Below are 9,722 nucleotides of genomic sequence, written 5' to 3'. Positions count from 1 at the left end.
TCTTTCGGGCATTCCAATGGATGGATTCAGAACTATTCTGATTTTAAGATAGATTTCAGCTCGAAAAAAGTCATTTATGATAAGATTGAGCAGATTGAAATTTCAGAGCTTAAAAAAGATAAAAATATCTGCTCGCTGAGAAGAAAAATAAAAGTTTCAGGAACCTACAAAAGCCAGAAATTCGAAATGATTCTTGCATTGCTGGAAATCTGGAAAAGAGAGAAATCAGTGTGGAAACTCTGGAGCAGACAAAGTGTGGAAATAAAGCCATAAATTTGCACTGAAACAATCAATTTGGATTTTATTGTTGATTTTAAATTTAAAAAATGAAAATTCTATATCTCGAAACCTCGTCAAAAAACTGTTCCGTAGCCATCTCCGATAACGAAAAGTTATTGTGTGTAACGGAAGAAGTTTCTGAAAACTACAAACAGTCTGAAAGTCTTCATACATTCGTAGAATGGGCGCTGGAAGGAGCTGGAATTTCCATAAAAGAGATTGAAGCGGTTTGTCTTGGGAAAGGACCCGGTTCTTATACCGGATTGAGAATTGGTGCGGCTTCTGCAAAAGGCTTTTGCTACGGGCTTAAAATTCCATTGATCGCCGTAAATTCTATGGAAAGCATTATAGAGCCTTTTTTAGACCAAAACTACGATTTGATAATACCTTTAATCGATGCGAGACGAATGGAGGTTTATACGGCGGTTTATGACGGGAAAACGGGCAAAGAAATTTCTGCAACAGAGGCTAAAATTTTAGATGAAACATCTTTTGAAGAATTCAAAGATAAAAAAATACTGTTTGCAGGAGACGGAGCCAAGAAAGCAAAAGAGATTTTACATCTTCCAAATGCCATATTTGATGAAACCGTTTATCCTTCTGCAAAATATCTTATTAAAAAAGCACTTGAAAAAATAGATCAGAAAGAGTTTGAAGATATTGCCTATTTTGAGCCTTTCTATCTCAAAGATTTTCATGGAGTAAAGAAAAAAAATAAAAGCGAAGAGTAGTTCTTCGCTTTTATTTTTACTGTGGTTTTGCCGGTACTGTATTAGCGGGCATATTATTCGGTTTTTTTGGAGGGCCGTTTCCATTATTGTTCATTGGCTGGCTTTGGGAATTATTTCCCTGCATTTTCTGAGTTTTGCCAATCTCATTATTCTGCTGCATCGGCTGCTGCGGAATATTGCTTCCGGAATTCCCCGGATTTTGAGGGATCGAATTTCCTCTGTTGTCGGTAGCCTGAAAGCTCAGATCACTTTTCAGATAATTAAGCATTTCTTTGGCTTTCTCGCCTTCCGGAGTTTTACCGTAATTCAGGGCAATCTGTTCCAGTTGGAGAATCATTACTTCTTTCCCACTCGATTTTCCTGAGTTAAATGCATTCAGCAGATATAATTTCGGCACTAAAGCATCTTTCGGATTTTGCTGTATCGTCCGGTCAATAAGATCTTTACTTTCCCCGAACTTTTCAGATTCATATAAAGCAAATGCCTGTTTGTACTGGTTTTCTACATCTGCAGAAGATTTTACGAAAGAATTACTCTTAGGATTTCTTGCAAATTCAGCGTATGATGTATAAGGATAATCCTTTAAAAGAATTTGTTTTGCTCTTTCCGAAGCTTGTGGATTTTTCTCATAATTCATGGCAAAAATCTCGTATAAAGCCTGCAGCATTACTTTTTCTTCAGGTTTTACATCCACCAGATCATACAAGGTTTTTGTAGCTAAAGGGGTGTTGGTAAAATAATTCTGATACATGATTCCCAAACCTAAAGAAGCGGTATCTCTGTCCTTTTTCAGCTGATCCAGTTTTGCAACATCCGTCGGAATCTGCTCTATGTAAAAAGCCGGTTCAAAACGTCTCGGATTTGGCGCTGCAGTAGTTCCCAGAGCATCATTCTTTAAATCTTCAATAGTAGCCATTTTCTTGGAAAAACGCCAGTTATCTACCAAAGCTCTGTCGCCCCAGGTCTGTTTAAAGGTCTGTGTTCCTTTAGAAACGGTTCCTGTATTACTGAAATAAAATCCTTTGGTTGCCACTCCGAAATCTTCAAAAGAATTTGAGCTGTTGGCAAATATGGAAGTTGCATTATAATCTCCCGTATCAAATCCTTTGCTTCTTTCTGCACGTTTTCTTTCCAGTTCTTCCCTTTCTTCTTTTGCCTTGATTTTAGCAATGTATTTATTGAAAAAATCTGTTTTCTGATCGGTAGACATTTTTGCCAGATTAAGAATACTGTCGTTCTTTTTGATCAGATAATAGTTTTTTGAAATCTTTTTGATGTAGGTTGACTGATCCGTAAGAAGAACCTTGGAAGGTTCATACGTCATTACAGCCAATGCAGAATCATAATACGCTCCGGCTCCGATGTAGTCGTTTTTATCCAGATATCCCTTCCCGATTTCATAGTATGTAAGACCTCGGATCTGGCCGTCGGAAACTTTTTCTTTCAGAGATTTTCTGAAAAATTCCTGAGCTTCCTCTTTTTTTCCGGCTTTATTTGCCATGAGTCCCAAAGCATAATAAAATTCATTCTTTCGCGATCCGTAAGTTCCTTTTTTACTGATGTCTTCAAGGTATTTTCTTGCTCCGCTGTAATCTCCGTTTCCGTTGAAGGTTTTGGCAATTTCGATCTGGGATTTTACCTCAAATTCAAAATCATTGGCGTATTTATAAGCAGCCATAAAGCTTTCTCTGGCTTTCTCATTCTGGTTAAGACCTTCCAGAACCTGACCTCTCAGATAAGCAATTCTGCTCTTTAGTTTTCTGTTGCTGTTCAGTTCAAAAGCATTATCCAGCTCTTTTACTGCTTCTTCTTTTTTTCCGGCATCCAAAAGAGATTCAGCGTAATAAATGCTTAATAATTTTTCGTATTGCTTGGAAATTTTATCACCTTTTAATTTGGCAAAAGTCTCATGAGCTTTATGGTAATTTTTGATCTGATCATAGGCTAAACCCTGATAAATTCTGGCTAAAGGAAGCCTTTTATCATCCTTCATGTGCGTAAAAACATAATTAAGCGCATCAAGTGCTTCAAGAGATTTTCCTCTGTAAATTCTCGCCTGTGCAAGGATCATATACGCATCAAAAATCTGTTTGTTCTGCTCTTCTCCATGTCGCAGCACAGAATATTTGTTGATTGCTTTTAAAGCTTTTGCTTCTGCAATTTCCAGAGTCGTTGCTCCTTTTTGTTCGGGCTGGCTCGGCTCTCCTGTAGCTGAACCCGGTCCACCCGACATCGGATTTCCGGGCATTCCTGAAGGTATTCCCGGAGTACGGCCGCCGCGGGAATCGCTGTTTTGCTGAGGACGGTTGATCTCTCCCATTTTCATAGAATTTTCCGCGAAAGCTGCAGATTGCCCCAGATCACTTCCCAAAGGCTGATCTTCATAGGTAAGAATGGGAATATAAGGCGCATAAAAATTATCTTTATGTCCTTTATCGCGGGTCTCAAACTCATTATTTAAAGCATCTTTTGCATTAAATAAAGTGTTGTAATATGTGGTAAATCCTTTCATAAACTTAGACCGCTGCTCCGGCTTTTTCACCTTAGTGGCGCATGAAGCAACGATACAGAGTATCAAAAGGAATAAAATATTCTTTTTCATTATTAAATATAACTCGCTAATCTACTTTTTATTATCAGTAGAATTGATGATTTTGTAAAAATAATAAAATTTTACGGGGAAACTTGTTCTATTTCTCTCAAAATTTTGTAAACCAAATGAGTAGGAAGTCCCATAATCGTATAGTAGCTTCCGGTTATCTTTTTGATTTTTGCCATTCCGAGCCATTCCTGAATGCCGTAGCTTCCTGCTTTATCGAAAGGTTTGTAATTCCGGATATAATAGTCTGTTTCACCATCTGTGATTTCATCAAATTCCACATCCGCAACATCAGTCTTCGTGATGGTTTTATCTGAGGTTTTTATGGTAATTCCTGTGTAAACCTGATGGGTTTTTCCGGAAAGTAGTTTTAGCATTTGTCCTGCTTCTTCTTCATTCTGTGGTTTTCCCAAAAACTGATCATCAATGGCTACAACGGTATCTGCCGTCAGTAAGACTTCATTTTTTTCAAGACTTCGAAATGTATTTGCTTTTAATTCAGATAAATAAGCAGCAGACTCCCCTACTTTAATGTGCTCAGGAACAATTTCTTCACAATCAATTTTCACGACTTCAAATTCAAATCCTAAACTTGCTAGAAGTTCTTTTCTTCTCGGAGATTGTGAGGCTAATAATAATTTCATTTACAGTAAATTAAGTAGATTGTGTATCGTCGTCATCGTGCCAGTTTCCCTGAACTTTCATCACCTGTTCAATTACATCACGTACAGCACCGCTTCCTCCTTTTATGGGCGAAATATAATCGGAAATGGCTTTTATTTCGGGTACTGCATTTTCAGGACATGTAGAAATGGCAGAATTCTTCAGGATCTGAAGATCAGGAAGATCATCTCCCATTGTTAAAATTTCATCGTATTTAAGGTGATGTTTTTTTCTGAAATCTTCAAAATCTGCCATCTTGTTGTGAGACTTGGCATAATAATCTTCAATACCCAGATAATTGATTCTGTGTTTTACCATTTCATCGTTCCCGCCAGTAATTACTCCGATCAGATAATTGTTTTTTAATGCTTTTACAACAGCATATCCGTCCAGAACATTCATTACCCTGCACATATTTCCGCCGGGCATAAGATATACGCTTCCGTCGGTGAAAACACCATCTACATCGAATACAAACGCTTTGATATTTTTTAGTTTCTCCTTATAACTCATACATTTTCTGAATTGAGTGATTCATTGTTTTATAAATTTCCAGGCTTTCCCCATACAGTAATTGTTCGTGAAGCTCCAGTATTCTTTTGTCATTTCTTACTGCGGGTCCTGTCTGGGCAGATCGCGGCTCAATTTCGTAAATTTTCTGTACAGTTTCATCAATCAGCGGTAAAAAATAATCAAAAGGAATTTCCTGCGAATCCGAAATCTCTTTAGCCCTTGTAAACAAATGATTTACAAAATTGCAGGCAAAAACTGCAGTAAGATGAATATACTTTCTTTTTTCATGGGTACTTTCCATGACGTTCTTTGAAATTTTGAACGCAATTTCAAAAAGTAACTTTTTATCCTGTTCGTTTTCTGTTTCGATGAAAAACGGAATTTTAGAATAATCCAGTTCTTTCAGTTTTGAGAAGGTCTGCAAAGGGTAAAAACTTGCTTTTCGATAGTCGCCTTTCAGGCTTTCTTTAGGTAAAGATCCGGAAGTATGTACTACAAGACTATCTTTTTTAGTAATTATTTTCGAAACTTCTTCAACAGAATTGTCACTTACACTAATGATGTATAAATCTGAATCGACTAAAGTTTTAGTTGAATAGGGTGTTTTTAATTCTTCTGAAATTTTTTTTAACTCCTCTTCATTCCTGCCGAAAATCTGAGCCAGAGGAATGTTATTCTCAACAAATGCTTTTGCCAGATGATAGGCGACATTTCCTGAACCGATAATTACAATTTGCATAAAACAAATATAAGTTTTTACAGTGATTTGAAACACGAAACTTCATTCTTAAAAGCAGAATTAGTTAATTTTAACGTTCGAGAATTGGGATTTAAAATAAATATTTTTCTGTAGTTTTTTACTATAAAGATCAATATTTTAATAATAAATGTCCTTTGATAAAGCATTTCTGCCAATATATAGTTTCTTGTAGTCAGCAATACACGGTAAAGATTTCAAATAATTCATATATTTAATTATGATATTTGGACTAAAAATTGAAGGAGTAATTTAACTTTCAATTATTTTTGTAATCCAAAACAATGAAAGCATCCTATGAAGATTAAAGACACGGAGATTATTTCGTTGATGCAAGATCCGCGAACTCAGGAAAAAGGAGTTCGTGCCTTAATGGATGCTTATCAGAGTAGATTGTATTGGCACATAAGAAGAATTATTGTGGACGGAGATCTTGCTCAGGATACTTTGCAGGAAACTTTTATTAAAGCTTATCAGAATTTTCATCAGTTTAAAAATGACAGCCAGTTGTACACATGGCTGTACAGAATCGCCACCAATGAGGCGTTGCAGCAGGTGAACAAACTGAAAAAAATGCAGAAAACGGATGAAGATCCGGAGTACCATATGCAGAATCTTATTGCAGACAATACAGACGGTGATGCGGAAGAAATACAGATTTTGCTGCAGAATGCCATACAAAGCCTGCCCGAAAAGCAGAAACTGGTATTTATGATGCGGTATTATGATGATTTGCCTTACGAAGAAATATCCAAAATTGTGGATATGTCGGTAGGAACATTAAAAACAAATTATCATTATGCCAAACAGAAGATAGAAGAATATATCAAAGAGAATTACGAAAGATAATTTTTGAGAAACAACAGCATGAAAGATTTTGATCTGGAAAAATTGGAACGCAAAAATATATACAAAGTCCCTGAAAATTTGTTTGAAAATATTCAGGGGAAGGTATTGAGCGGGATCAATGATTTTGATCTTGAGCAACTGGAACGTAAGAATATTTACACCGTTCCGGAAAATATATTTGAAACCGTTCAGGATAACGTTGTGAAAAGTATTCTGCCTGCTAAAAAAGCACCGATTTTTAAACTGAACTGGGCATATGCAGCAGCGGCGTCTATTGCTTTGGTTTTTGGAGCGACATTTGTTTTCAATAACGGAGATCCCGCAGATCCGGCAAAGGAGCAGGTTGCAGTAAACCTTCAGGAACCGAAAACGGAGAGCCAGATTGCTTACGAAACCTTAAAATCGGATTTAACTTCTGTTGAAAATAATAATCAGACAGATAGCAGTCAGGATAATAATAAGTCTTTAGCGAAAGAAGAAAAATCGGCTAAGACAGCAGATGAAGTGAAACCAAAATCTTCACCATCTGTTTCGAAACAAAATGAGGCTCAGATAAACGAGTATCTGGATTCTTTCTCAAATTCCGAAATATCGGAGTTGGCAAGCAATTCTACCCAGGACGTTTATCTGGACTTATATAATTAAAAGAAAATGAAAAAGATATTATTTACGCTTTTTATTATCTATAGTTTTGGTCTGAATGCCCAAAGGACAGATTATGACTGGAAAAAGATGGATCCTAAGCAGAGAAAGGAGATCATCAACAATCTTTCTCCTGAGGAAAGAAAGGCACTTCTGATGAAATTCAGAAACAATATGGTGATGGAAAATCTGGATATTGATCCTAACGATAAAGATGAATTTACCGATATTTATAATGAATATCTGGAAAGCCAGAAGCAGATAAAAAGTCAGTTCAATTCAGATTTTAATCCTGAAGATCTATCCGATGAAGAAGCGAAAGCCAAGCTTCAGCAGAGTTTCGAAGTAGGGCAGAAGCTGCTTGATAACAGAAAAAAATATGCAGATAAAATGCAGAAGGTAATACCTTGCCAAAAAGTTTTGAAACTTTTTCAGTCTGAAGGAATGATGAGAGATAAAATGAATGAAAGAAAACCTTTTGGGAATAGTGGCAGCGGTAGCGCTCTAAGACCAAGACAAAACCCATAATAGTTTATTTTTTTAATGTTGGACGACCCTTACAATTTATTTGTGAGGGTCGTTTAATTTTAAATTAAAACTATATTTTTGCGAAAATTTTTGACGATGGAGAAGATAATTCTGTTTTAAATGTTTTCGTGCTTTCTAACCGAACAGAAGACAGCACTCGATTCCGGAAAAACAGAAACAGATATACCGGAAAATCTGTCTGCCATTTATATTGATCCGCTTACCGGAGAATATATTTTTACCGAGTAATTTTAATTTAAAAAATTTAATGATGAAAAAATTTTTACAACTTGTGACGACTTGTCTTATGATTATTTCTTTTGCCCAGAATAAAGAAATCATAAAACTGAAAGGGGATATTCCTAATAATGGAGAAGGAGATTACAACACATTAATTGTTATTGATAACAGAAAAGATAGAACCATCGGGGTTCTGCCATTTGGAGATGGTAAAGAAATGAGAGAAGTTTCGTTTCAGACCAGTCCTGAAGACGATCTTTCCGAATGGTACCGTAAAAGTAATCTGAAGGGAGGGAAGCAGGATCTTGTGTTAGTTCTTAATGATCTTAGATTATCTGTAAAAGAAACGTACGAAAGGAAAAACATCGGAACCATGAAATTTTCCCTGCAAAGTTTTGTGAAGGAAGGAGATAAATATCATTTTCTGTATAAAAAGGATACTACATTTATGTTCAGCCACAGAGATGTTGCCGATGCGATGGTGAGAAATATACATCATCTTTTTTCTTTGTATCTTGAAAAAACATATAAATCCAAACCTTCAAAATATGATCTTACCTTGGATGATATTTCCAATTATCAAAGCTATGTAAATAATTATCCTGCATTTAAAAATGAGACGTTAAAAGAAGGAATCTATCTGGATTGCAATTCGTTTTTCAGGCAGACTCCGGAAGAAGGCTATACTTTGGAGCGATGGGAAAATGGAACATTAGACAGGGCTGTAAAAACTGAAAACGGAAAGAAAATGAAAATTCCTTCCCGTAAAATGTTTATCTATGTAGAAAACGGAAAAGCGTTTAAAAATACCTATTCCGGATTTCAGGAACTGCTAAAAAACGAAAAAGGATTTTACATTGTTGCAAAACCTTCAAGTTTATTTCCGGCTCAATATGATATTAGATTAGGAATCATGTTTGGATTGGCTGGCGCAATTGCAGATGCATTACTTTTTAATCCGAATAAGCTGAGCCACAATCCTCAGGAAATTTACATCGATCCGATGACAGGAGAATACGATTTTAATGATATTTTTGATCAATTACCATAAAAAGAATTTTGTTCATATTTAATCATTAGAAGAAAAATAACTATACAGATTCAAAACAGGTTGCCAATGTCGGAAACTTGCTTTTAATCTTGGATGACCCTTACAATTTATTTGTGAGGGTCGTTTAATTTTAAATTAAAACTTTATTTTTAATGAAATTTTTAACTATGAAAAAAATAATTCTGTTTTTGATGTTCTCGTGCTTTCTAACGGCACAGAAAATTCAGTATATAGAACTTAAAAATAATATAAAAGACAAAAATCATATTGCTAAATCTTTTACTCTATTAGATAAGAGAAAAGACAAAACTATTGGAATTGTATCGCACAGGAAAGATCCTTATGAAGTAAAATTTGAAAAAGATGATCTTGAAAAATTATTTACTGAGTGGTTTGCGGAAAATAATAAAGAAACAGGAAAAACGGATTATTATCTTATTCTCGAAGAACTTGCAGTAAAAGATATTCCAGCCGAAAGATCACAAATGGGACATCTGCAAATGAAAATGGTTACTTTTCTTAAAAGAAATGATAAATATTATTTTTTAAAGAAGTTTAATATTTCCAAAGACTATATGCAGAGAGATCATGCCTATATAACTAGAGCTATTGCTGCCAGAATATCTGCTGAATTATCCAATATTATTAATGATTCTTACGATGTAAAGGCTCTAAACTATCCTATAGCCGAAAATGAACTGGAAGACTATGAAAAGAATATAAAGGAAAAAATGCCGATTTATAAAGCAGATTCTCTTACGAACGGAGTTTATATGGACTTCAGATCATTTGTAGATCAGAAAAAAGATTTGGAACTTATTGTCAGAAAAAATAATGAAGGTAAAATAAAGGGGGTTAAAAGAATTGACG

The 9,722-nt window shown here is 35.3% G+C and carries 11 protein-coding genes; 7 read left to right on the top strand and 4 right to left on the bottom strand.

Features of this window, described 5'->3' with window-relative positions; translation table 11 throughout:
- Together WFK35_RS16625 and tsaB are read left to right on the top strand one after the other, a co-directional pair.
- Nucleotides 1-273: hypothetical protein (locus WFK35_RS16625; protein WP_336733518.1), on the top strand; the 273-nt coding region annotated here is incomplete at its 5' end.
- Between the two features lie 53 nt (nt 274-326).
- On the top strand, nt 327-1,010 hold the full coding sequence (gene tsaB, locus WFK35_RS16620; RefSeq protein WP_336733517.1) for a tRNA (adenosine(37)-N6)-threonylcarbamoyltransferase complex dimerization subunit type 1 TsaB: 684 nt from the start codon (nt 327-329) through the stop codon (nt 1,008-1,010).
- Between the two features lie 16 nt (nt 1,011-1,026).
- Here the strand turns inward: tsaB and porW are convergent, their stop codons facing one another.
- From porW to WFK35_RS16600, 4 genes are all read right to left on the bottom strand, one after another.
- Nucleotides 1,027-3,612, bottom strand: a complete 2,586-nt coding sequence (porW, locus tag WFK35_RS16615; RefSeq protein ID WP_336733516.1) for a type IX secretion system periplasmic lipoprotein PorW/SprE — start codon at nt 3,610-3,612, stop codon at nt 1,027-1,029.
- 71 nt (nt 3,613-3,683) lie between these two features.
- On the bottom strand, nt 3,684-4,253 hold the full coding sequence (locus tag WFK35_RS16610) for a Maf family protein (protein WP_336733515.1): 570 nt from the start codon (nt 4,251-4,253) through the stop codon (nt 3,684-3,686).
- Between the two features lie 10 nt (nt 4,254-4,263).
- Complete coding sequence (locus WFK35_RS16605) at nt 4,264-4,785, bottom strand: KdsC family phosphatase (RefSeq protein ID WP_336733514.1); 522 nt, start codon at nt 4,783-4,785, stop codon at nt 4,264-4,266.
- Nucleotides 4,775-5,524: a Rossmann-like and DUF2520 domain-containing protein gene (locus WFK35_RS16600; protein ID WP_336733513.1), complete on the bottom strand. Its 750-nt coding sequence runs from the start codon at nt 5,522-5,524 to the stop codon at nt 4,775-4,777. The genes WFK35_RS16605 and WFK35_RS16600 overlap by 11 nt, the downstream gene beginning before the upstream one ends.
- Before the next feature lie 315 nt (nt 5,525-5,839).
- Here WFK35_RS16600 and WFK35_RS16595 point away from each other — a divergent pair, with 315 nt between their 5' ends.
- From WFK35_RS16595 to WFK35_RS16575, 5 genes are all read left to right on the top strand, one after another.
- On the top strand, nt 5,840-6,391 hold the full coding sequence (locus tag WFK35_RS16595; protein WP_214587807.1) for an RNA polymerase sigma factor: 552 nt from the start codon (nt 5,840-5,842) through the stop codon (nt 6,389-6,391).
- Nucleotides 6,392-6,409: 18 nt separating this feature from the next.
- Nucleotides 6,410-7,036, top strand: coding sequence for a hypothetical protein (locus WFK35_RS16590; RefSeq protein WP_336733512.1), 627 nt, complete (start codon nt 6,410-6,412; stop codon nt 7,034-7,036).
- A gap of 6 nt (nt 7,037-7,042) precedes the next feature.
- The gene (locus WFK35_RS16585) at nt 7,043-7,561 is read left to right on the top strand and encodes a hypothetical protein (RefSeq protein ID WP_214587808.1); all 519 of its coding nucleotides are present in this window, start codon (nt 7,043-7,045) and stop codon (nt 7,559-7,561) included.
- 271 nt (nt 7,562-7,832) lie between these two features.
- A complete protein-coding gene (locus WFK35_RS16580; RefSeq protein WP_336733511.1) occupies nt 7,833-8,852 on the top strand; it encodes a hypothetical protein in 1,020 nt (339 codons plus the stop codon).
- A 167-nt stretch (nt 8,853-9,019) separates the two neighbouring features.
- Nucleotides 9,020-9,722 (top strand): hypothetical protein (locus tag WFK35_RS16575; protein ID WP_336733510.1); only part of this gene is annotated, 703 nt, incomplete at its 3' end.

The organism is Chryseobacterium sp. VD8 (genome assembly GCF_037149975.1).
GTDB lineage: Bacteria > Bacteroidota > Bacteroidia > Flavobacteriales > Weeksellaceae > Chryseobacterium > Chryseobacterium indicum.
The sequence above is the reverse complement of the archived record's forward strand: the minus strand, read 5'-3'. Positions and strand labels throughout refer to the sequence as shown.

Excerpts from the sequence above, each read along its gene's own strand:
- WFK35_RS16600 (WP_336733513.1), bottom strand. The coding sequence starts at position 5,524 with ATGCAAATTGTAATTATCGGTTCAGGAAATGTCGCCTATCATCTGGCA.
- WFK35_RS16605 (WP_336733514.1), bottom strand. The coding sequence starts at position 4,785 with ATGAGTTATAAGGAGAAACTAAAAAATATCAAAGCGTTTGTATTCGAT.
- WFK35_RS16590 (WP_336733512.1), top strand. The coding sequence starts at position 6,410 with ATGAAAGATTTTGATCTGGAAAAATTGGAACGCAAAAATATATACAAA.
- WFK35_RS16580 (WP_336733511.1), top strand. The coding sequence starts at position 7,833 with ATGAAAAAATTTTTACAACTTGTGACGACTTGTCTTATGATTATTTCT.
- WFK35_RS16595 (WP_214587807.1), top strand. The coding sequence starts at position 5,840 with ATGAAGATTAAAGACACGGAGATTATTTCGTTGATGCAAGATCCGCGA.
- WFK35_RS16585 (WP_214587808.1), top strand. The coding sequence starts at position 7,043 with ATGAAAAAGATATTATTTACGCTTTTTATTATCTATAGTTTTGGTCTG.
- WFK35_RS16610 (WP_336733515.1), bottom strand. The coding sequence starts at position 4,253 with ATGAAATTATTATTAGCCTCACAATCTCCGAGAAGAAAAGAACTTCTA.
- porW (WP_336733516.1), bottom strand. The coding sequence starts at position 3,612 with ATGAAAAAGAATATTTTATTCCTTTTGATACTCTGTATCGTTGCTTCA.
- tsaB (WP_336733517.1), top strand. The coding sequence starts at position 327 with ATGAAAATTCTATATCTCGAAACCTCGTCAAAAAACTGTTCCGTAGCC.